This window comes from Methylobacterium sp. BE186 (genome assembly GCF_031457035.1).
Lineage (GTDB): Bacteria > Pseudomonadota > Alphaproteobacteria > Rhizobiales > Beijerinckiaceae > Methylobacterium > Methylobacterium segetis.
The window spans coordinates 19,717-41,597 of sequence record NZ_JAVDVV010000012.1; the positions used below are offsets into that span (position 1 = coordinate 19,717).

The following is a 21,881-nucleotide window of genomic DNA, read 5'->3' on the forward strand; positions in this document are numbered from 1 at the left end:
GCCCGGTGGCGGACCGGTTCCAGGACGAGGACCGGCCTCTCAGCGCGACCTGCCGGTTCGAACGTCCGGGCGGGATGCGCGCATCGCACGCGCTGCCTCTGCCGCGCTCGGCGGTAACTCGCCGCTGCCGTTGGACGGGCGGCCGGAAGCGGCATTCGGTGCTGAAGCGTCGATCTCCCGGTCCCGCCCGAAGGCGTAACCCGCATTCACGCCGGCGTAGAAGCCGGTGAAGTCCTCGGCTCGCGCTGCGGCGGAGAGAGCGAGGAGGATGAGCAGGACGGTGGCGAGGCGCATGACGCTCCTGCGAAACGAGAACGGCGGCCCCAGGGGGCCGCCGTCAAAGCGAGCGTCGTGAAGGCGGCAATCCTGTGGCCGCCTCCCTGACCGCGTCAGCGATCAGTCGTCGACGTTGATGCTCTGGGCCTCGCGACCCTTCTGGCCCTCGACCACGCCGAGCGTGACCTGCTGGCCCTCGGCCAGCGAATCGAGGCCGGCACGAGACAGGGCGGAGCGATGCACGAACACGTCCTTGCCGCCGTCATTGACGGAGACGAAGCCGAAGCCCTTGGCCGGATCGTACCACTTCACCGTGCCGGTCATCTCGACCGAGGGGCCGGAAGCGAAACGACCGCCACCGCCGCCGCCACCCCCGCCGAACCGATCGCCGCCGCCGCCGAAGCGGTCGCCGCCACCGAACCGCTCACCCCCGCCGAAGCCGGAGCGCGGCGGGCGCGCGTCGCGCCGGGGCGGAGCCGCCTCGGCCGTGGAGGTGTCGACGCTGGTCACATTCGTCACCTGCGGACCCTTCTGGCCCTGGGCCGTCTGGACCGTCAGCCGGGTGCCGGGCAGCAGGTCGGCATGACCGGCAGCCTCGACGGCGCGGATGTGGAGGAAGGCATCGCCCGAACCGTCGCCGAGTTCGACGAAGCCGAAGCCCTTCTCCTTGTTGAACCACTTCACCGTGGCATCACGCTCCGGTCCCGTAGGGACCGCTGCAGCACGCGACGGACCACGGTCGAAGCCGCCGCCACCGCCATATCCGCCGCCGAAACCGCCACCGAAGCCGCCGCTCGGCGGCGCCTGATCCGGCCACCGCGGCTCGCCACTCTCATCGAAGCCGCGCTTCTGCGGCCCCCTGAAATCACGACCACGTCCCATTAGAAAGCTCGCAAACCCGTCCCGCCGACCATCGTCTCGAATACCGCGTGCGCGCCATCCCAGACAGCCCACGCTCCGCACTATCATTACTCCTGGTCGCGGTAACCAAGAATAACGCCTCAGTCCTGACGCAAACCCGGCCGTACCGCAAGAACCTTCTGCCGCGCAGAGGGCCGGTTCCATCACTTTCCGGTGGCGAACTACCGAGACCCGGCGCCCGGGCGGTGCGGCGATCGTCAATTGTGAAGGCCGGAAGGTACGCAACGGAACCGGCACCCTGCAACCGCCGGTACCCAGATCGGGATGCGGGTCCGCGTTAGGGAACGGGAAAAGATGGTGGCGCTATCCTGTCTGCCGGCCGCTGCGCGCGGCCGTGTTCCGGCCCGATGATCGCGACCCCGACTTTCCCCGATCTCTCAGCCCTTGTCGTCGACGAGAGCCTCTACATTCGCCGCATCGTGCGGGACATGCTGATGCGTGTCGGCATCAAGCGCGTGCTGGAGGCGCCGGACGGCGCGGAGGCGCTGGGCGTGCTGGCCGAGAGCAAGCCGGACCTCACCATCATCGACTGGGACCTCGCGATCCTCTCCGGAGAGGAGTTCATCCGCCTCGCCCGGACACCCGCCACCTCGCCGTGCCCCACCGTCCCGATCATCCTCATGCTGGCACAGCCGCGCCGCAACGTGGTCGACAGGGCGATCTCGCTCGGCGTCAACGAGATCATCGCCAAGCCCTTCTCTCCCAAGACCCTGTGGTCGCGCCTCGACGAGGTGATCAATCGCCCGCGCCCCTACAGCCAGGTGAAGAGCCTGCTGCGCCCGACCCCTCGCATGGCCGGAACCGTCAAGGCCGTGGCCTGAGGGCATCCGGCGGGGGTCGAACTGCATTCGAGGCTTTGCAGTTCTCAGGCGAGCTTGTAGGTTCCTTGAGAATGATGGCCGGGCTTTCCGCCCGGGCCACGCGTTGAGGATCTCGGCACCGCCGATGAGGGACGAGAGTGCCGCCGCCGTGCCGGCCCGCCCTGCCGCGGCCGGCCCATCGGCAACCCGCGACGGGGCGCCGGTGACACGTTTCGCGGGCGACCCGCCGCGTGCTGCCGGCGCGGGCGCCGCGCCGCTGCGCCACGCCGGGCCGGCCCGACAGGGCCGCCGCAACGCCTACGCGGCCCTCGATCTCGGCACCAACAATTGCCGCCTCCTCATCGCGGAGCCCGCCTCGCATGGGTTCCGTGTCATCGACGCCTTCTCGCGGATCGTCCGCCTCGGTGAGGGATTGGGCAATTCCGACCGGCTCAGCGAGGCCGCGGTGGAGCGAACCGTCGAGGCCCTGCGCATCTGCCGCGCCAAGATGCAGTCCCGCGGTGTCGTGCGGGCCAAGATCATCGCCACGGAAGCCTGCCGGCTCGCCACCAACGGCGCCGACTTCGTCGAGCGCGTGCGCAGCGATGTCGGACTCGATCTCGAGATCGTTGATCGGCAGACGGAAGCCTACCTCGCCGTCACGGGCTGCGCCGCGCTGGCCGACCCGCGGGCGGAATCGGTCGTGATCTTCGACATCGGAGGCGGCTCGACCGAGATCGCGTGGCTCGACGGCGCGGCGACGAACCCGTCCGCCGATCCGACCCTGCGCATCCGGGCCTGGGACTCGCTGCCCGTCGGCGTCGTCACCCTCGCCGAGCGCCACGGCGGCGCCGAGGTCACGCGGATGATGTTCGAGGGCATGGTCGAGGAGGTGGCGGACCTTCTGGCGCGCTTCGCGATCCGCGCGGCAGCCGCGGCCACGGCGGCGAATTTCCACCTGCTCGGGACATCCGGGACGGTCACGACGCTCGCCGCCATGCATCTGCGCCTGGTGCGCTACGAGCGGCGCCGGGTCGACGGACTCTGGATGAGCGACGCCGAGGTGACGGACGCGATCGAGGATCTTCTCGATACACGGCTCGAGCAGCGAGCCGACAACCCTTGCATCGGCCGCGACCGTGCCGATCTGGTACTGGCGGGCTGCGCGATCCTGGAGGCGATCCGGCGCGCTTTCCCGTCGGAGCGCCTGCGCATCGCCGATCGCGGCCTGCGCGAGGGGCTCCTGATGAACATGATGCGCGAAGACGGCGTGTGGCGCCGTGGAGGCTACCGGTGAGCGACAGGCGTGGTGCCGGGGGAGGGGGAGGCGGCGTTCGGGGCGAGCTGAAGCAGCGGGTGAAGACCGGGCGCGGGCGCACCCTGTCCCAGAAGCGCTGGCTCGAGCGGCAGCTGAACGACCCCTACGTCGCCCGCGCCAAGCGCGAGGGTTACCGCTCCCGCGCAGCCTTCAAGCTCCTGGAGATCGACGAGCGCTTCGGCATCCTGAAGCCGGGCCAGCGGGTGGTCGATCTCGGCGCGGCTCCAGGCGGCTGGTCGCAGGTGGCGGCGAAGGTGGCCGGCCCCGAGGGGCGGGTCGTCGGTATCGACCTCCTCGAGATCGAGCCGATGCCCGGTGTCGAGTTCATCACCCTCGACTTCCTCGATCCGAGCGCGCCGCACCGCCTCACCGAACTACTCGGCGGACCGGCCGACCTCGTCATGTCGGACATGGCGGCCAATACGACGGGCCATAAGAAGACGGACCACCTGCGCATCATCGGGCTTGCCGAGACGGCCGCCGAGTTCGCGCGCGAGATCCTCGCCCCCGGCGGCAGCTACGTCGCCAAGGTCTTCCAGGGCGGGACGGAGGGGAGCTTGCTCGCGGACCTGAAGCGCGATTTCGCCGTGGTGCGCCACGTCAAGCCGCCCGCGAGCCGGGCGGATTCGAGCGAGCTCTACGTCCTGGCGACCGGCTATCGCGGCGCGGAGCGCGCGGACTAGATCCGGCAGGCGCCGGCGAGCGCCTCGTTCTCGGCAGCCGAGAACAGGCGCGAGCGGATGTGAAAGCGCTTCTCTCGGCCGTTCTCGAGCGAGAACATGCCGCCGCGGCCGGGCACCACGTCGAGCATGATGTGGGTGTGCTTCCAGACCTCGAATTGCGAGCGGCTGATGAAGAAGTCGGCGCCGCCGACTTGGCCGAGATGCACGTCGCCGTCGCTCGTGATGAAATCGCCGACGGGATAGCACATCGGCGAGGAGCCGTCGCAGCAGCCTCCGGATTGGTGGAACATGACCGGGCCGTGGTCGGCGCGCAGTTCCTCGATCAGCTCCAGCGCGGCGGGCGTGGCGGTGACGCGCAGGGGCGTGCCGTCGACGCCGGCTCGCTCTGCGGTGTTGGCCTGAAGGGTCTCGGGCTCGGACATGGGCGCATCCTCTCTGATCAGGTCCCGTCGCCGATGGTCGGCGGGGGCGCTCCCGTCCCATGTGGCGCGCGGCGGCGCGATCGGCAGGGGCCGGCACGGGGGGCTCGATACGAAAACGCCCCGGCCTGACGGCCGGGGCGCTCTCCTCGTGCGGGGCGAGGCTCTCAGAAGAAGCCGAGCTTCTTCGGGGAGTAGCTCACCAGCATGTTCTTGGTCTGCTGGTAGTGATCGAGCATCATCTTGTGGGTCTCGCGGCCGATGCCGGACTGCTTGTAGCCGCCGAAGGCCGCGTGGGCCGGGTAGGCGTGGTAGCAGTTCGTCCAGACGCGGCCGGCCTGGATCGCCCGGCCGAAGCGGTAGGCGCGGGTTCCGTCACGGGTCCACACGCCCGCGCCCAGGCCATAGAGCGTATCGTTGGCGATCGAGAGCGCCTCCGCGTCGTCCTTGAAGGTCGTCACCGAGAGCACGGGCCCGAAGATCTCCTCCTGGAAGATCCGCATCTTGTTGTGGCCCTTGAACACGGTCGGCTTCACGTAGAAGCCCTCCGCGAGGTCGCCGTCCTGCCGCTTGCGCTCGCCGCCGGTGAGCACCTGGGCGCCCTCCTGCCGGCCGATGTCGATGTAGCTGAGGATCTTCTCGAGCTGCTCGCCCGATGCCTGGGCACCGATCATGGTGGCGGGATCGAGCGGGGAGCCCTGCACGATCGCCTCGACGCGCTTGATCGCCTTCTCGATGAAGCGGTCGTAGATCGACTCGTGGACGAGCGCGCGGCTCGGGCAGGTGCAGACCTCGCCCTGGTTGAGGGCGAACATCGTGAAGCCCTCGAGCGCCTTGTCGAGGAAATCGTCGTCCTCGTTGGCGACGTCGGCGAAGAAAATGTTCGGCGACTTGCCGCCGAGCTCCAGCGTCACCGGGATCAGGTTCTGCGAGGCGTACTGCATGATCAGCCGGCCCGTCGTCGTCTCGCCGGTGAAGGCGATCTTGGCGATGCGCGGCGAGGAGGCCAGCGGCTTGCCCGCCTCGAGGCCGAAGCCGTTGACGACGTTGAGGACACCCGGCGGCAGAAGATCGCCGATCAACTCGAGCACAACGAGGATCGAGGCCGGGGTCTGCTCGGCCGGCTTGAGCACCACGCAATTGCCCGCGGCGAGGGCGGGGGCGAGCTTCCAGACCGCCATCAGGATCGGGAAGTTCCACGGAATGATCTGGCCGACGACGCCGAGCGGCTCGTGGAAATGGTAGGCCACGGTGTCGTGGTCGATCTCCGAGATCGAGCCTTCCTGCGACCGCACGCAGCCGGCGAAGTACCGGAAATGGTCGATGGCGAGGGGGATGTCGGCGTGGGTCGTCTCGCGGATCGGCTTGCCGTTGTCCCAGGTCTCGGCCAGGGCGATCAGATCGAGGTTCTCCTCCATCCGGTCGGCCATCTTGTTGAGGATGCGGGCGCGCTCGGCCGGGGAGGTGCGGCCCCAGGCGTCCTTCGCCGCGTGCGCGGCGTCCAGCGCCTTCTCGATGTCCTGAGCGTCGGAGCGCGCGACCTCGCAGACGACGCGGCCGGTGATCGGGGAGGTGTTCTCGAAATAGCGGCCGTTGGCGGGCGCGACCCACTGGCCGCCGATGAAGTTGTCATAGCGCGCCGCGAAGGGCGACTTCGTGGTCGAGCCCAGAAATTCCGGCTTGTTCATGGGGATCTCCTCCGGGTGGCGTTTCTTGTGCGGTGTTGATTTTCTCGGCCGCAGCCAATGGCAGATGGCCCCCCAAATCAAGTTGGACTTTTGGCCATAAGAATCTCGTACACAGGGCGTGGGCGGCTCGGGCCGGCCCGCTTCGTACGGGATCACAGCCTCGCGTCCATCCGGCGCCGCCGCTGAAGCCGTCCGCGGCGCATCTTAGCCTCGAACGGCCGGGATGGCGACTGCGGCCCACCCGCCGTCAGTGCTGCGCCGGCTCCTCGATCCGCTCGGCCATCCGGTCGGTCGTGCCCCGGCTCAGGATGAGGCCGGTGGGTCTTCCGTCGGGCTCCGTGTCCATCGTGATGCGGGTGTCCCGCTCCCGGGACAGGAAGGTCCGATCGCCTTCCGGCGCGAACGGGACGGCGGACTCGCCGGAGAGCGCGACCATGAGATGATCGCCCTCGCGCACGAGCGTCAGGATGGCCCCGTCTGACAGCCGGTAGCGCCCCGCATAGCGGTCCATGATCTCCGGCTCGAGCACGATATCGGATTTCGGCTCGAGATCGCCGAACCAGAGGGCCGCGATCTCGCGGGCCAAGGTCTGAACGGGAGCCGTCTCGGTGTTCGCGAGGACGAGAACGACCAAGTCGTCGTCGGGGTAGTTGTCCTTGATGGTCAGGAAGCCGTTGATGTTGCCGCCATGCGACCAGAGCCGGTGGCCATGAGCCGTTCCGAGGAACCAGCCGAGCCCGTAGCCGTAGCCGCCATCCGTGAACATCGCCCGGCGCGACGGCGCCGAGATCACCCGATCCGAGAACAGGGCGCGGTCCCAGGCGAGGAGATCGTCGAGGGTCGAGTAATGCGCGCCCGCGGCGTAGGGTATGCTGGAGGCGATCGGAAAGGCGTTGCGCCAGCGGCCGTTGGCGTGTCGGTAGCCTGCGGCCCGCCGGGGCAAGATCGTGGTCGCGTCGTCGTATCCGGTGTCGTTCAGGCCGAGCGGATCGAAGAACGTCTCGCGCAGGTAGCGCTCGTAGGGGAGGCCGGATGCCGCCTCGATCACGAGGCCCAGCAGGATGTAGCCGGTATTGTTGTAGTCGAAGCCGCGACCGGGCTCGAACAGGAGCGGCTTGTCCGCTGTCAGCGCGACGATCGCCTGCGGACTCAATTCGAGCCGCTGGATGCGCGCGTAATAGTCCGGCAGGTTCGTGTAGCTCGGGATGCCGGACGTGTGGTTCAGGAGCATCCGGATCGTGACGCCTGCCCAGGCTTCCGGTGCCTGCGGATAGAAGAGCCGGATCGGATCCTCCAGCGTGAGCCGCCCCGTCTCGGCAAGTTTCAGGATCGCGGCTGCCGTGAACTGCTTGGTGATCGAACCGACCCGGAACCGCGTCTCGGGTGTGTTGAGAACCTCCCATTCCCTGTTCGCGTAGCCGTAAGCGCGGCGGAAGACGGGCACGCCGCGATGCGCCACGAGGATCGCGCCGGAGAACAGACCGCTCCGCGCCAGCGGGCGGACGAGGGATTCCGCCCGGTCTGCGAAGTCCGGCGGCGCTTCGCCCCTCGCGGATCCGATCGAGAGACCCGTCCAGCCGAGAAGAATGAACGCGAGGAGGCGGACTCCGTGCATGCTGGCCCTCCGGAACGGGAGCGACGATCCCGAAGCTTGGCAGGTTGAGGGTTCATTGCGGCGTGAACGCGTCGGTGTGCGTCCACACATCGGCAGCCCGCCGCGCCGCCTAACCGGGCGGATTCCCGGCGGCGCCCAACCGGCCGCCCGCGCGTTCTCCGATCTCCAATCCCCAGCGAAGGCCGTCCGTGACCGCACCGCTCCGTCATTCAGAGGCTGCACCGCTGCGCGAGGCCCCAGCCTGGAGCGGGCCGGGCTTCGCCGAGTTCGTCGCCATCGTCGCGCTGATGATGGCCGTCACCGCGATATCGATCGACAATCTGCTCCCCGCCTTCCCGGCGATCCAGGCCCGGTTCGGCATCGATGATCCGAACAGCCTGCAACTTCTCGTCTATGTCTACATGATCGGGTTCGGGCTCGCGCAGATCGTCTACGGACCGCTGTCCGACGCGCTCGGCCGGAGGCCGGTGCTGCTCGCAAGCCTCGCGATCTACGTGGCCGGCTGCTTCCTCGCCATGGCGGCACCGTCTTTCGGCTGGCTGCTCGCCGCCCGCGTCATCCAGGGGCTCGGCGCGGCGGGCGGGCGGGTGCTCTCGACGGCGATCGTCCGCGATCGCTTCGCCGGGCGCGAGATGGCGAGCGTGATGTCGCTCATCATGATGGTCTTCCTGATCGTGCCGATGATCGCGCCCGCGATCGGGGGCATGATGCTGGCGCTCGGTTCCTGGACCTACGTCTTCGTCTCGATGCTGGTGCTCGCCGGCATTCTCGTCGTCTGGTTCACGGCGCGGATGCCCGAGACGCTGCACCCGGAGTTTCGCCGCCCGCTCTCCCTGAGGGCGACGGGGCAGGCGCTGCTTCTCACCCTGCGAAACCGGACCGCTGTCGGCTATGCCACGGCGCTCGGGCTCCTGACCGGGTGCATCATGGGCTATGTCGGCTCGGCCCAGCAGGTGTTCGATACGGGGCTCTATCACCTCGGCAGCCTGTTCCCGCTGGCCTTCGGCGCCGTCGCGGGCGCCATGGGCGCGGCGACCCTGGTCAACGCCCGCGCGGTGCGCCGGCTCGGCATGCGCCCGCTGTCGCATGCCGGCCTCATCGCCTTCGTCGTCGTCGGCATCGCTCAGGTCTGCACCAGCCTCGCCTATCACGGGCAGCCCCCGCTCGCCCTGTTCCTCGGCGTGCTGGCGCTCAACCAGTTCCTGATCAGCTTCGCGATGCCGAACTTCAACGCGCTGGCGCTGCAGCCCCTCGGCGCCATCGCCGGGACCGCTTCGTCCGTCCTCGGGTTCTACACGACCATCCTCGGCGCCTTTTGCGGCTACCTGATCGGCCGGGCATTCGACGGCAGCACCCTGCCGATCGGAATCGGCTACGCGGGGCTCGGCACCCTCGCTCTCATCGTCGTCGCCTGGACCGAGCACGGGCGTCTGTTCCGCGGCGGCGTCTCCGGTTGAGAACCCCGCATCCTTAACCCGGTCTTCATGCGGCCCCGCGAGCCTGCGGGCGACCCTTTCGAGACCGGAGTCTCTCACGTGATCGCCCGCGCCCAGGACGGTTTGCTACTCACCTCGCGCCTGCTGCTCGCGGCGGCTCTCCTGCCCACCGGAATCGCCCGGGCACTCAACGTCTCGGGTTTCGCCTTGACGCTCGCGGGCACCGGTCTGCCCTCTCCGAACGTGCTGGCCACGGCTGCGGTGATCGTTCAGGTTTTTGGTCCGCTGGCCATCATCCTGGGGGTGCTACCGCGGCTGACCGGCCTTGCGCTCGCGGGCTTCGTCGCGACGATGGCGTTCCTGCTACACCCGTTCTGGCACTTCGTCGGAGCGCCGTCGGTCGCCGAGCGCACGCTGTTCCTGGCCGACCTCGGCCTCGCCGGCGGGTTCCTGATTTACGCGCTGATGGGGCCGGGAGCCTGGAGCTGGCAGGGCTGGCGCATCGGGCGCGCCTCCGCGAAGCCGGCCAAAAATGCTCCGAAGGCTGCAGCTCGGACGCCCGCGCGACCGAAGCGGGCGTCCGCCGCGCGAGCAGCCGCTTAGCCGTCCTCCCAAAGCCGCTCCAGGCCGCCGAGTCAGGTGCGGCCCGGGGCGCCGGCGGGCTGTGCCCTCGCGATGCGCTGGCCGGAGACCTCGGCACCCGCATCCGGCGCGAGCCGGCGGAAGGCCAGGACCGAGGCGCCCGAGACCAGCGCGACCGCGAGGAAAGCCGGGGCGAAATCCTCGGCACGTATGGCATTCCGACCCTGCCAGCCGGCCGCCGCTTCCAGCGCCAGCGCGCCGATCGTGACGCCGAGGCTGAGCGAGATCTGCTGGGCGACGCTGGCGAGGCTCGTGCCCGCGCTCATGTCGCGGGATTCGAGATCGGCGTAGGCGATGGCGTTCACGCAGGTGAACTGGAGCGACCGCAGGCAGCCGCCGACGAAGAGCAAAGCCACGATCAGCCAGTGCGGCGTCTGGGCGGTGAAGAGGCCGTTCACGGCGAGAAAGCCGGCCGCGAGCACCGCGTTCGTCACCATCACGCGGCGGAATCCGAACGCCCGGAGGATCCGGGGTCCCACCGTCTTGACGAACATGGCTCCGGCCGCCGCCGCGAAGGTGATGAGGCCCGATTGCAGCGGATCGAGGCCGAAGCCGATCTGCAGCATGAGCGGCAGCAGGAAGGGAATCGCGCCCGTGCCGATCCGGAAGAGGCTGCCTCCGACGACGGAGGCACGAAAGGTGGGGTGACGGAAGAGGTCGAGCCTGAGCACCGGATGCGCCACCGCACGGGAATGCCGCAGATAGAGGACAAGGAGGGCCGCACCCACACCGAGGCAGGCCCAGCTCAGCCAGTCCGGAAGAAGGTGGCGCCCGGTCGAGGCGAGGCCCAGCATCAGGGTTGCGAGGCCGAGGGCCAGCATCAGGAAGCCGCTCAGGTCGAGGGGAGGGCGCTCGGGCTCGCGCAGATCCTCGAAGAAGGCGGTCGCGAGGCCGATCCCGATCAGGCCGATCGGGATGTTGATGAGGAAGATCCAGCGCCAGTCGAGCCAGGTGGTGATGAGGCCGCCGAGGGGCGGCCCCATGATCGGTCCGATCAGAGCGGGAATGGTGAGGTAGGCGAGTGCCGTGACGAGCTCCGCCTTCGGCACGCTGCGCAGGATCACGAGTCGGCCGACCGGCACCATCATCGCGCCGCCGATCCCCTGCAGGAAGCGGGCGGCGACGAACCAACCGAGGCCGTTCGAGGCCGCGCAGGCCAGCGAGCCTGCCATGAAGACAGTCAGCGCCGCGCGGAACACCGTGCGGGCGCCGTAGCGGTCGGCCATCCAACCGCTGATCGGAATGAAGATCGCGAGGCTGACGAGGTACGAGGTGAGCGCGAGCTTCAATGCGATCGGGTCCTCGCCGAGGCTTGCCGCAATGGTGGGCAGAGCCGTCGCGATCACCGTCGAGTCGGTGTTCTCCATGAAGAGGGCGGTGGCGACGACGAGGGGGACGATTCGGGACGTGCGCATCGGGCGGAGAATGGTCGAGGTGCGATCGAGGTTGCGTGGGGCGCCGACGTCGCGAAAGCCGCGGGATGAAGCGCGCGCCACAATCGTATGTTGCTGGTTCGTGTCGCCCGGGCCACACGGCCGGTCGTAAGTGCTTCGTTAACGGCGAATCCCGTTCCGGGCGAGCCGGAAGGCGCTTAAGCTCAGCCGCAACACGCCGGCCTGCCGCCGCTCCAGCCATCACTGCGCGACGGGCCTACCCCCTGCGCCGCGGGACGGTTGCGACGGGGGCTGTCGCCGTCGCACGAGACCTCGCCGCGAAAGTGACAGGATGCCTCTTCGGCTGAAAACGCCCCGTTCCCTGCCCCGCCTCACCGCCGGAATCACCCTGCTCACGGCCCTCGCCGCCTGCGGCACGGTGCTCCTGAACGAGACGGGCTCGCTGACCCGCTACGACCGTCTGGCCTCCAGCGAGGAGACGGCGAGCAGCGCCCGCATCTATCTCGACCGCGCAGCCCTGCCGCAGACCCGCACGGTCCGCATCATCCCGACGGAGTTCTCGCAGGCCGTGGCGCCGGGTCTCACGCCGGCCGAGCGCAAGCTCGTCGCCAATGCCGCCGACCGAGCCCTGTGCTACGAGCTGTCCCTGCGCTACGACGTGGTCTCGACCCGCAAGGCCGACCTGACGATCCGCGCCGCCGTCACCCGCGCCGAACTCACCAACGTGCCGGCCGCGGGCGCGACCATCGCGACCTCGGCCGCTGTCACCGTGGCCTCCCAGGTCGGGGTCGGCTTCGCCACCGCGGTCGGTCGCGTGCCGATCCCACGCCTGCCCATCGGCCTCGGGAGCCTCACGGTCGAGGCCGAGGCGCTCGACAGGCGCCACGATCAGCGGGCCGCGATGGTCTGGGGCGGGGCGGCGAACGCCTTCACGAACCAAGCGCGCTTCTCGCCGGCGAGCGACATCTACGATCTCGCGGGTGAGTTCGGGCAGGATTTCGGCTTCTTCCTCGCCACCGGGCAGGACCCGTTCAAGGCGCCGCTGACGCTCCCGACCTACGACCGCATCCGCATCACGGTGCTGGGTGAGGCGCCGCTCGATCCGGACTGCGAGGCCTTCGGCCGCGCCCCCGGGATCGACGGCATGATCGGCGACTACATCGGCCTGCCGCCCGACTGGACGGACAAGGGCCCTGCCGGCCGCTCGAACTGACACGGGATGCGGCGCCGGGCCGCCATGCGGCCGGCGCAGGGCGGGCCTGACCGTTTTCCTGTTGCCTCGCCCGCGTCCCGCTTTGCGCGGACCTGCCGCGCATGATACTGGCCCGTGCCAACCCAGTGACGCCGTTGCGCCGAATCCGGCCCGGCGCGATGCCCGTGAGGTAGTTGGCACATGGCCCGGATCAGCAGCGACTCCATCATCGAGGGCCTGACGTTCGACGACGTTCTGCTGCGGCCCGCCGCCTCCTCGGTGATGCCGACCGATGTCAATGTCGCGACCCGCCTGACGCGCACGATCGCCCTCAATCTGCCGATCCTCGCCTCGGCGATGGACACCGTGACCGAGGCGCCGATGGCCATCGCCATGGCTCAGAACGGCGGCCTCGGGGTCATCCACCGCAATCTGGAGCCCCCGGAGCAGGCCGAGCAGGTCCGTCTCGTCAAGAAGTACGAGTCGGGCATGGTGCTGAACCCCATCACCATCCACCCCGACGAGACGCTCGCCGACGCCTTCGAGGTGATGAAGGCGAACCGCATCTCCGGCATTCCCGTGGTGGAGCGGGGCCCCAACGGCTCCCGCGGCAAGCTCGTCGGCATCCTGACGAACCGCGACGTGCGCTTCGCGACCAATGCCGGCCAGCCCGTCGCCGAGCTGATGACGCGCGACCGTCTCATCACCGTGCGCGAGGGCGTCACGCAGGACGAGGCCAAGCGCCTCCTGCACCAGTTCCGGATCGAGAAGCTCCTGGTCGTCGACGACCATTACCGCTGCATCGGCCTGATCACCGTCAAGGACATCGAGAAGCGCGTCGCCTATCCGCACGCCGTCAAGGACGAGCAGGGGCGTCTGCGCGTGGCCGCCGCGACGACGACGGGAGACAGCGGCTTCGAGCGCGCCGAGCGCCTGATCGATGCCGGCTGCGACGTCATCGTGGTCGACACCGCGCACGGCCACTCGATCAAGGTGCTCGAGAGCGTGCGCCGGGTGAAGCAGCTCTCGAACGCGGTCCAGGTCGTGGCCGGCAACGTCGCCACGAAGGAGGGTGCGCAAGCTCTCATCGATGCGGGCGCCGATGCCATCAAGGTCGGCATCGGCCCGGGCTCGATCTGCACGACGCGGATCGTGGCAGGCGTCGGCGTGCCCCAGCTCACCGCCCTCATGGAGGCGGTCGAAGCCGCCTACGAGGCCGACGTGCCCGTGATCGCGGATGGCGGCATCAAGTACTCCGGCGACCTCGCCAAGGCGATCGCCGCCGGCGCCTCGGTGGCGATGCTCGGTTCGCTGCTCGCGGGCACCGACGAGGCGCCGGGCGAGGTCTTTCTCTACCAGGGCCGCTCGTACAAGAGCTACCGCGGCATGGGCTCGGTGGGCGCCATGGCCCGCGGCTCCGCGGACCGCTACTTCCAGGCCGAGGTCAGCGAGACGCACAAGCTCGTGCCCGAGGGAATCGAAGGTCAGGTCCCCTACAAGGGGCCGGTCGCCGCGGTGCTCCACCAGCTCGTCGGTGGCCTGCGGGCTGCCATGGGCTACGTCGGTGCCGCGACCGTGCCGGAGTTTCAGGAGCGGGCGCAGTTCATCCGCATCACCAATGCGGGCCTGCGCGAGAGCCACGTGCACGACGTGACCATCACCCGCGAGAGCCCGAACTACCCGAGCCGGACCTGAGGCTGACGCACCCGATCCTTCTTCTCAGGTGAGGGGGCGCACGATGGTGCGCGCCCCCACGGACTTCCTCATGACCGTCCAGGCCATCCTCGCGCCCGTCTTCGTGCAGGTGCTTCTCGTCTTCATCCTGATCGGCGTCATGGGGCGGCGACGCTTCGCCGAGATCGGGGCTGGGCGCGTCCGGATCGGTGACATCGCGCTCGGCGAGCGCAACTGGCCCCCGAAGGTCCAGGCCGCGGCCAACGCCTTCGCGAACCAGTTCGAGATCCCGGTCCTGTTCTTCGCGCTCGTGCCTCTGGCGCTCTACACCCGCAAGGCGGACCTCGTATTCGTCGTGCTGGCCTGGATCTTCGTGCTGTCGCGCTACGCCCACGCCTACATCTTCGTGACCTCGAACCACGTGCCGAGCCGCTTCCGCGCCTACATGGCGGGCGTCCTGATCCTCGGCCTGATGTGGCTCATCTTCGCCTGGCGCATCCTCTTCACGCCGCTCGGGCCCTGAAGCTCCGTTGCATCCGCGTGCCGTCGCGCGCATGGAGGGCCGGCACAGGGTCCTGGCGGCAGGAGAGGTTCGATGCGGGTGCTCGTGGTTGGAGCAGGGGCGACCGGCGGCTATTACGGGGCGCGCCTCGCCGAGGCTGGGCGCGACGTCACGTTCCTCGTGCGTCCGGCGCGGGCGGAGAAGCTCCGGACAGACGGTCTCGCCGTCCGTAGCCCGCTCGGCGACGCACATATCCCCGAGCCCCAGACGGTGACGGCCGACGCGCTCTCCGCGGGCAAGGGAGGCGCCTTCGATCTCGTTCTTTTCTCCTGCAAGGCCTATGACCTCGACGGAGCGATCCGCGACGTCGCGCCCGCAATCGGCCAAGCCACGAGCGTGCTGCCGATCCTCAACGGCTTGCGCCACCTCGATGCCCTCGACGCCCGCTTCGGATCCGAGCGGGTCCTCGGCGGCTCATGCGCGATCGTGGCGACCCTCGGTCAGGCGGGTGAGATCCGCCACATGAGCGAATTCTGCACCCTGACCTTCGGCGAGCGCGACGGCACGCGCTCGGCCCGTGTCGAGGCGATCGATGCCCTGATGGAAGGCGCGCGTTTCCAGCCGAAGCTCAGCGCGACCATCCTGCTCGAGATGTGGGAAAAGTGGGTCTTCCTCGCGACGCTCGCGGGCAGCACCTGCCTGATGCGCGGCAGCATCGGCGACATCGTCGGTGCGCCGGGCGGGAGAGACTTCGTCGAGGGGCTCTACGCCGAGTGTGTGGCGGTGGCCTCGGCGTCCGGCTTCGAGCCGCGGGCCAAGGTCGCGGCCGGTGCCCGCACGATGTTGACGCAGGAGGGCTCGCCCGTCACCGCTTCGATGCTGCGCGACATCGAGGGTGGTGGCCGGATCGAGGCCGACCACATCGTGGGCGACCTGATCGCGCGGGGGAGAGATGCTGCGCAGGGCGCCGCGCGTCCGCATCTTGAGCGGGCCTACACCCACCTCAAGACCTACGAACGGCGGCGCGCCCGCGAGGCGGCCTGAGCGGATGGCTCAGTAGCGCGGGCCGGGCGGCGGGGGCGGCGGGCTGCCGTATTCGAGCTGCGTCTTGGCATCGACCGGCCGGCGCGGCGGCGGCGTGAGGTCGGGCGCGGCCGGCGCCGTCGAGCAGGCGGCGACCGCGAGAGCCAGGAGGCCGGCGGCGGCAAGATGGATGACGGGCGACATGGCTGGCTTGTTGGCTCCGGCGTTGACGAAGGGCAGGCCCTCGCGTTCTGAGCCGGGATCGCGCCGGAAGCTCGGCCGTAATGTGGCCCGGCTGGGCGCGAAGCGTGGCCGTATCGCGGCAGCGTGAATCGTTTCTGAAGGAGAGTTCGACCTGACCCCCGCCGCACGCTGCTCCGCCGCCATCGAGGTTCTGGCCGACGTCACCGAGCGCCGCCGGCCGGCCGCCGATGCCCTGAAGGATTGGGGCCTCGCCCATCGCTTCGCCGGTTCGGGCGATCGCGCGGCGATCGCGAGCCTCGTCTACGACGCACTGCGCCGCCGCGCCTCCGCAGCCTGGATCATGGGCGCGGACAGCCCGCGCGCCGTGCTGATCGGCTCGCTGCGCCTGCAGCAGGGCCTCGCCGCGCCGACGATCGCCGGTTTGTTCAGCGGCGAGCGCTTCGCGCCGGCGCCGCTCACCGAGACGGAACGCGAGCGGGTGGAGGCGGGCAGCCTCGCCGGGGCGCCCCCGGAGATCGCGGGGGACGCGCCCGATTGGGTGCTGCCCTCGCTCCGGGCCATACTGGGCGACGAGCTGCTGCCGGAATTGCGCGCGCTCGGCCGCCGGGCGCCGCTCGATATCCGCATCAACAGTTTGAAGCGGAGCCGGGCCGATGCCCTCGCGAGCCTCGGCCACCTCTCCGCCGCGCCGACGCCGCACGCTCCCCAGGGCCTGCGCATCCCGATCGGCGCCGACGGGCGGGGTCCCGCGCTCCATGTCGAGCCGGAATTCCTCGAAGGCTGGTACGAGATCCAGGACGAGGGTTCGCAGATCGCGAGCCTGCTCGCGGGGGCGGGGCCCGGCGAGACGGTCGTCGATCTCTGCGCCGGGGGTGGGGGCAAGACGCTCGCCCTCGCGGCCGAGATGGGCAATCGGGGCCGCCTCGTCGCGACGGACGGTGACCCGCGCCGCCTCGCGCCCATCCACGAGCGGCTGCGCCGGGCCGGCGCCGAGGCGGAGGTGCGCACGCCCCGCACCGGGCGCGCCCGCGCCGACGTCCTCGAAGATCTCGACGGCACCGTCGATCGTGTCGTCGTCGACGCTCCCTGCACCGGCACGGGCACCTGGCGCCGCAACCCGGACGCGAAGTGGCGCCTGCGTCCGGGCAGCCTCGCGACCCGGCTGAGCGAACAGGCCGCGGTTCTCGACCGCGCGGGCCGCCTCGTCCGCCCCGGCGGGCGCATCACCTACATCACCTGCTCGATCCTGCCCGAAGAGAACGACGGCGCGATCGCGGGCCTGCTGGGGCGAAGCGGAGGCGCCTTCGCGGTTGTGCCGTCGCGGAGCGTCGTGGATCGGCTCCTGCCGGGTCTCGCGGACTTCCTGCGCTTCACGGAGCACGGATTGCAGATGAGCCCGGCGCTGACCGGCACGGATGGGTTCTACGTCGCCACGCTGGAGCGGTCCTGAAACGGCGAATGGCCCCGGAGCGGGGCCATTCGGAGGTCTTTCAGGATGTTCAGAAGCAGCGGCGCCGGCGTTCCACGACCACCCGGCCGTAGGGGCCGCGTCGCTTGACCACGACCGTCTTGCAGCGCGGGCCGCGGATGACGGTGCGCGAGACCACGCGCGCCTGCGCGATTCCGGTGGCGGGTGCCACGAGCGGGTTGCCGGCGATCGGCAACGCGGCGGCGGGAGTGATGCCGGCGAGCGCGACGGCGGTGAGTCCGAGGATCGTTGCTCTCATGGCGTGAGGCTCCTGAGCGTGTGGACTGGGCGGCCCCTTTCGCCGCCGGGGCGTGAACATCCCCTTAATGCTGCGGTCCGCCCGGATCGTCCTCGCGCTCCCGATCCCCAGCCTTCGAGCCGGTGCCTCCCAGCCCTGCGGGCAGGCGCGTTGCACGGGCGCGGGCGCTCGTCTAACTGCAGGCCATGACGACCACCGACCACGACAAGATCCTCATCGTCGATTTCGGCAGCCAGGTGACGCAGCTCATCGCGCGGCGCGTGCGCGAGGAGGGCGTCTACTGCGAGATCGTGCCCTTCACGAAGGCAGCCGAAGCCTTCGCGGAGACAAAGCCGAAGGGCGTCATCCTCTCGGGCGGCCCGGAATCGGTGACCACGGAGGCCTCGCCCCGGGCACCGCAGGTGGTGTTCAATTCCGGCGTCCCCGTCTTCGGCATCTGCTATGGCCAGCAGACCATGGCGGCCCAGCTCGGCGGCGAGGTCGAGGGCGGGCACCACGCCGAATTTGGCCGGGCCGAGATCGAGATCCTGGCCGAGTGCGCCCTGTTCAACGGCGTCTGGCACATCGGCGAGCACTATCCCGTCTGGATGAGCCACGGGGACCGGGTCACGAAGCTGCCGGACGGGTTCACCACGGTCGCGATCTCGAAGAACGCACCCTTCGCCGCGGTGGCCGACGAGGCGCGTAAGTTCTACGCGGTGCAGTTCCACCCCGAAGTGGCCCATACGCCGCACGGGGCGCTCCTGATCCGCAACTTCGTGCGCGACATCGCGGGCTGCTCCGGCGACTGGACCATGGGTGCCTATCGCGAGGAGGCGATCGAGAAGATCCGCGCGCAGGTCGGAAAGGAGCGCGTGATCTGCGGGCTCTCCGGCGGCGTCGACTCGGCGGTGGCGGCGGTTCTCATTCACGAAGCGATCGGCGAGCAGCTGACCTGCGTCTTCGTCGATCACGGCCTGCTGCGGGCGGGTGAGGCCGAGGAGGTCGTGCGCCTGTTCCGCGACCATTACAACATCCCGCTCGTCCACGTGGAGGCGCAAGACACCTTCCTCGGCGCGCTCGAGGGCGTCAGCGACCCGGAGGTGAAGCGCAAGACGATCGGCCGGCTCTTCATCGACGTGTTCGAGGCGGAATCGAAGAAGATCGGCGGCGCGGCCTTCCTCGCGCAGGGCACCCTCTATCCCGACGTCATCGAGAGCGTCTCGTTCACGGGGGGGCCGAGCGTCACCATCAAGTCGCATCACAATGTCGGCGGCTTGCCCGAGCGCATGAACATGCAGCTCGTCGAGCCGCTGCGCGAACTCTTCAAGGACGAGGTGCGGGTGCTCGGTCGAGAGCTCGGCCTGCCGGACGCTTTCGTCGGCCGCCACCCCTTCCCCGGCCCGGGCCTCGCGATCCGCTGTCCCGGCACGATCACGGCCGAGAAGCTCGATGCGCTCCGGAAGGCGGATGCGATCTACCTCGAAGAGATCCGGAAGGCCGGGTTGTACGATACGATCTGGCAGGCCTTCGCGGTGATCCTACCCGTGAAGACGGTCGGAGTGATGGGTGACGGCCGGACCTACGACCATGTCTGCGCGCTCCGTGCCGTCACCTCCGTCGACGGCATGACGGCGGATTTCTATCCCTTCGACATGGCCTTCCTCGGGCGGGTTGCCACCCGCATCATCAACGAGGTGAAGGGCATCAATCGCGTCACCTACGACATCACCTCGAAGCCGCCCGGCACCATCGAGTGGGAATGACCTGAAGAGGCGGCGGCCGCGCATCGCGGCGCCGCCATGCTTCATCGCCATCCTGCTGCGCGCGGCCACATCGGCCGTCACGGCCGGACCTGACCCGCATCGGAAGGCCGCGGCACAGGCCCCGATCCCAAAGCCCCCCACCTTCGCTGCAGAGTCGAAACCGCGCTCTGGCGCGCACGGCCTTCGCGGAGCGGACCTGCGGCACCTCGCTGCCTCATCGAACGCCGGATTCCCGTGAGCCGCGCTCCGGGGCGCCGCCCTCAGAACCGGAAAGTGCCGAGTTGGAAATCGGCGAGGTGCGGCGCGTTCGGCATGTCGAGGGCTGTCGGGAAAGTCTCGTCGCTGGGCTCGAGACGGCGACGGTCGCGCCTCAGAAGTGTCAGTTCGAGGACTGAGGGAAGTGGAATGCCGCCGAGGATGAAGTAAGGCGCGCAATTGTTCGCGTGCACGTGGACGACGCGGTGGTTCGCGGTCAGGGCAAGCACGCCTCGACGGAGCGTGTCGAGGAAAGCGTCGCTTCCGAGGCGATCGAGAAGATGGATCTCGATCACGATCTGCCGGAAGCAATCGAGCAGATTCGAGGAGAGATGGCTCAGCATCTCCCATTCGTGCCCCTCGATGTCGCATTTCAGCACGAGGTCGGTGCGGTCGCGATGGGCGTTCCGGGCCAGGATGTGGGTCAGCGTGTCGAGTTGCTCCTGCTCGCTCGACACGCCCTCGATTCCGAGCTTCGACCAGTGCAGACGCGGGTGCTCGACGGGGGTGTTCTCGATGGTGTGATCGAACTGGAAGACCTCGATCCCCCGATTGGCGAGGTCGAGATCCCAGGAGACGTCGTCGCTGATGCCGAGGGAATAGGCGGCTGCGACGCCATCGAGATCGTCCACCATCACGTACCCGCCGTCATGGTCGCGGCCGACTCGGATCTTGTCTGTGCCGACCGGCCGGTGCGGTCGCAAGCGGCGCAGAATCGGCAGGAGGCGGGGCTGCAACGTCGGTGACAGATCGTAGACGGCACCTCTGTGCGCACCCTGCCTGTTCGCGACGGCCTCGCTCGATTGGATCAGTCTATCCACAAGATGCCGGAGGTCGGTCGCGTTGCTGGACCAGAAGGCGCGTGCGTCGTCAGACTCTGCCGGCCGGCCGAAAGCCAGCTTATAGGCCCAATCAACTTCGTCTTCGGTCACGGGCATGACGTTTCCGGGCTGGCGTGAAGGGTTCGGTTCGGGCGAAGAAAAGAGTTCGCCACGCTTGGCGCTTGCAACTGCCGGTGGAAGCTAGCATCCGGCGCGGCGTGCAGGCCATCGAAAGCGATGCGGGGATGAAAGCGGATGCCGCGAAGGGTGCGTTCTACCGGTCGTTGATTGGCCTCGCTCATCCCGCGGCGCATCCCGACTTCCGAACCGGTCGGGCCGCAGGATCAAAGGCCTGACAGTGCGCATCCGTACCCTGGCATCCTGGCCATTGCCGTGTTGTTTCCGGCGTCGGACACAATGGCCCGCCCGGAATAGTGTTGCCGCCGAGGTTCGCGTCGCCGGGCCGCGTTTTGACGCGGCCTCCCGAGGATCGTACCGCATGTCTCCCGTCCCGTTCGAACGGGTGCCTCCCGACAGGACTTCCCTGGACCGCGCATGAAGAAAGCCCTCATCACCGGCATCACGGGGCAGGACGGCGCCTATCTGGCGCAACTGCTCCTCGGTAAGGGCTACGACGTCCATGGGCTCGTGCGCCGGTCGAGCACGACCGACGTCAACGATGTGCGGCTTCGCTGGCTCGGCATCGCTCAGGATGTGCGGCTCGTCGACGGCGACCTCGCCGACCTCTCGAGCCTCTTGCGAACCGTCCGGACCGTCCAGCCGGACGAAGTGTACAACCTTGCCGCACAATCCTTCGTGAAGACCTCCTGGCAGCAGCCGCTGCTCACGGGAGCCATCACCGGTCTCGGCTGCGCGAACATGCTCGAGGCGGTGCGGATCGAGAAGCCCGATGCGCATTTCTATCAGGCGTCGTCGTCCGAGATGTACGGTCTGGTCCAGGAGCCCCTGCAATCCGAGAGCACGCCCTTCTACCCGCGATCCCCTTACGCGGCGGCGAAGCTCTACGCCCACTGGATGACCGTGAATTATCGTGAGAGCTTCGGCCTGCACGCTTCCAGCGGCATCCTGTTCAACCACGAGAGCCCGCTCCGCGGCATTGAGTTCGTCACGCGGAAGGTCACGGACGGCGTCGCGCGGATCAAGCTCGGCCTCGCCGGTGATCTGAGGCTCGGCAACATCGACGCGAAACGCGACTGGGGCCATGCTCGCGACTACGTGAAGGCCATGTGGCTGATGCTGCAGCAGCAGATTGCCGACGATTACGTCGTCGCGACCGGGCGGACCGTGACCGTGCGCGACATGTGCCGGATCGCGTTCGAGCATTGCGGCCTCGCCGCCGAGGAGCACCTCGTCATCGATCCCGCACTGTTTCGTCCGGCCGAAGTCGACGTGTTGCTCGGCGATGCTGCCAAGGCGAAGAGCCGACTGGGCTGGGAGCCGGAGACGAGCCTCGAGGACATGATTCGTGAGATGGTCGACGCCGATCTGAAGCGGCTCTCCGCGCCCCGGTGACTCTGGCCGGGCC

The 21,881-nt window shown here is 69.1% G+C and carries 21 protein-coding genes; 12 read left to right on the top strand and 9 right to left on the bottom strand.

Annotated features, from left to right (window positions below; genetic code table 11):
* Positions 1-39: 39 nt before the first annotated feature.
* Both J2X36_RS13935 and J2X36_RS13940 read right to left on the bottom strand, forming a co-directional pair.
* Positions 40-294, bottom strand: coding sequence for a hypothetical protein (locus J2X36_RS13935; protein WP_132249351.1), 255 nt, complete (start codon positions 292-294; stop codon positions 40-42).
* Positions 295-396: 102 nt separating this feature from the next.
* Entirely contained in the window at positions 397-1,158 is a 762-nt protein-coding gene (locus J2X36_RS13940; protein ID WP_132249353.1) for a cold-shock protein, read from the bottom strand.
* A gap of 386 nt (positions 1,159-1,544) precedes the next feature.
* Between J2X36_RS13940 and J2X36_RS13945 the strand changes: the two genes are divergently transcribed.
* The 3 genes from J2X36_RS13945 (at position 1,545) to J2X36_RS13955 (ending at position 3,998) form a co-directional block, all read left to right on the top strand.
* Positions 1,545-2,018: a response regulator gene (locus tag J2X36_RS13945; RefSeq protein WP_132249355.1), complete on the top strand. Its 474-nt coding sequence runs from the start codon at positions 1,545-1,547 to the stop codon at positions 2,016-2,018.
* A gap of 124 nt (positions 2,019-2,142) precedes the next feature.
* On the top strand, positions 2,143-3,294 hold the full coding sequence (locus J2X36_RS13950) for a Ppx/GppA phosphatase family protein (protein ID WP_132249357.1): 1,152 nt from the start codon (positions 2,143-2,145) through the stop codon (positions 3,292-3,294).
* Positions 3,291-3,998 (top strand): RlmE family RNA methyltransferase, encoded by a 708-nt coding sequence (locus J2X36_RS13955; protein WP_310350608.1) that lies wholly within the window; start codon positions 3,291-3,293, stop codon positions 3,996-3,998. Before J2X36_RS13950 ends, J2X36_RS13955 begins: the two co-directional genes overlap by 4 nt.
* On the opposite strand, the gene J2X36_RS13960 is transcribed toward J2X36_RS13955, so the two are convergent.
* From J2X36_RS13960 to J2X36_RS13970, 3 genes are all read right to left on the bottom strand, one after another.
* Entirely contained in the window at positions 3,995-4,420 is a 426-nt protein-coding gene (locus J2X36_RS13960) for a DUF779 domain-containing protein (protein WP_132249361.1), read from the bottom strand. The two genes, J2X36_RS13955 and J2X36_RS13960, sit on opposite strands and share 4 nt — an antisense overlap.
* 164 nt (positions 4,421-4,584) lie before the next feature.
* Entirely contained in the window at positions 4,585-6,105 is a 1,521-nt protein-coding gene (gene adh, locus J2X36_RS13965) for an aldehyde dehydrogenase (RefSeq protein ID WP_132249363.1), read from the bottom strand.
* A gap of 247 nt (positions 6,106-6,352) precedes the next feature.
* Positions 6,353-7,720, bottom strand: a complete 1,368-nt coding sequence (locus J2X36_RS13970) for a serine hydrolase (protein WP_310350613.1) — start codon at positions 7,718-7,720, stop codon at positions 6,353-6,355.
* Between the two features lie 287 nt (positions 7,721-8,007).
* On the opposite strand from J2X36_RS13970, the gene J2X36_RS13975 reads away from it, so the two are divergent.
* Together J2X36_RS13975 and J2X36_RS13980 are read left to right on the top strand one after the other, a co-directional pair.
* Complete coding sequence (locus tag J2X36_RS13975; RefSeq protein WP_405029789.1) at positions 8,008-9,177, top strand: multidrug effflux MFS transporter; 1,170 nt, start codon at positions 8,008-8,010, stop codon at positions 9,175-9,177.
* A gap of 78 nt (positions 9,178-9,255) precedes the next feature.
* A complete protein-coding gene (locus J2X36_RS13980) occupies positions 9,256-9,759 on the top strand; it encodes a DoxX family protein (RefSeq protein ID WP_310350618.1) in 504 nt (167 codons plus the stop codon).
* A 32-nt stretch (positions 9,760-9,791) separates the two neighbouring features.
* On the opposite strand, the gene J2X36_RS13985 is transcribed toward J2X36_RS13980, so the two are convergent.
* A complete protein-coding gene (locus tag J2X36_RS13985) occupies positions 9,792-11,213 on the bottom strand; it encodes an MFS transporter (RefSeq protein WP_132249369.1) in 1,422 nt (473 codons plus the stop codon).
* A gap of 310 nt (positions 11,214-11,523) precedes the next feature.
* Between J2X36_RS13985 and J2X36_RS13990 the strand changes: the two genes are divergently transcribed.
* From J2X36_RS13990 to panE, 4 genes are all read left to right on the top strand, one after another.
* Entirely contained in the window at positions 11,524-12,405 is an 882-nt protein-coding gene (locus J2X36_RS13990; protein WP_132249371.1) for a DUF3313 domain-containing protein, read from the top strand.
* A 180-nt stretch (positions 12,406-12,585) separates the two neighbouring features.
* Complete coding sequence (gene guaB / locus J2X36_RS13995; RefSeq protein WP_132249373.1) at positions 12,586-14,079, top strand: IMP dehydrogenase; 1,494 nt, start codon at positions 12,586-12,588, stop codon at positions 14,077-14,079.
* 70 nt (positions 14,080-14,149) lie between these two features.
* On the top strand, positions 14,150-14,581 hold the full coding sequence (locus tag J2X36_RS14000) for an MAPEG family protein (RefSeq protein WP_405029790.1): 432 nt from the start codon (positions 14,150-14,152) through the stop codon (positions 14,579-14,581).
* Between the two features lie 72 nt (positions 14,582-14,653).
* Positions 14,654-15,604: a 2-dehydropantoate 2-reductase gene (gene panE, locus J2X36_RS14005; protein ID WP_310350627.1), complete on the top strand. Its 951-nt coding sequence runs from the start codon at positions 14,654-14,656 to the stop codon at positions 15,602-15,604.
* 9 nt (positions 15,605-15,613) lie between these two features.
* On the opposite strand, the gene J2X36_RS14010 is transcribed toward panE, so the two are convergent.
* Positions 15,614-15,787, bottom strand: coding sequence for a hypothetical protein (locus tag J2X36_RS14010; protein ID WP_165937744.1), 174 nt, complete (start codon positions 15,785-15,787; stop codon positions 15,614-15,616).
* Between the two features lie 151 nt (positions 15,788-15,938).
* Between J2X36_RS14010 and J2X36_RS14015 the strand changes: the two genes are divergently transcribed.
* Positions 15,939-17,237 (top strand): RsmB/NOP family class I SAM-dependent RNA methyltransferase, encoded by a 1,299-nt coding sequence (locus J2X36_RS14015; protein WP_310350861.1) that lies wholly within the window; start codon positions 15,939-15,941, stop codon positions 17,235-17,237.
* A 49-nt stretch (positions 17,238-17,286) separates the two neighbouring features.
* Here the strand turns inward: J2X36_RS14015 and J2X36_RS14020 are convergent, their stop codons facing one another.
* Positions 17,287-17,514, bottom strand: a complete 228-nt coding sequence (locus J2X36_RS14020; protein WP_310350631.1) for a hypothetical protein — start codon at positions 17,512-17,514, stop codon at positions 17,287-17,289.
* 185 nt (positions 17,515-17,699) lie between these two features.
* Here J2X36_RS14020 and guaA point away from each other — a divergent pair, with 185 nt between their 5' ends.
* Positions 17,700-19,259 carry a glutamine-hydrolyzing GMP synthase gene (guaA, locus tag J2X36_RS14025; protein WP_310350635.1) on the top strand — a complete coding sequence of 520 codons (1,560 nt, stop codon included), beginning with the start codon at positions 17,700-17,702 and terminating at the stop codon, positions 19,257-19,259.
* A 260-nt stretch (positions 19,260-19,519) separates the two neighbouring features.
* Here guaA and J2X36_RS14030 read toward each other — a convergent pair whose 3' ends face one another.
* Entirely contained in the window at positions 19,520-20,251 is a 732-nt protein-coding gene (locus tag J2X36_RS14030) for a hypothetical protein (protein ID WP_310350638.1), read from the bottom strand.
* Positions 20,252-20,890: 639 nt separating this feature from the next.
* On the opposite strand from J2X36_RS14030, the gene gmd reads away from it, so the two are divergent.
* On the top strand, positions 20,891-21,868 hold the full coding sequence (gene gmd, locus J2X36_RS14035; protein ID WP_310350641.1) for a GDP-mannose 4,6-dehydratase: 978 nt from the start codon (positions 20,891-20,893) through the stop codon (positions 21,866-21,868).
* The last annotated feature ends 13 nt before the right edge of the window (positions 21,869-21,881 follow it).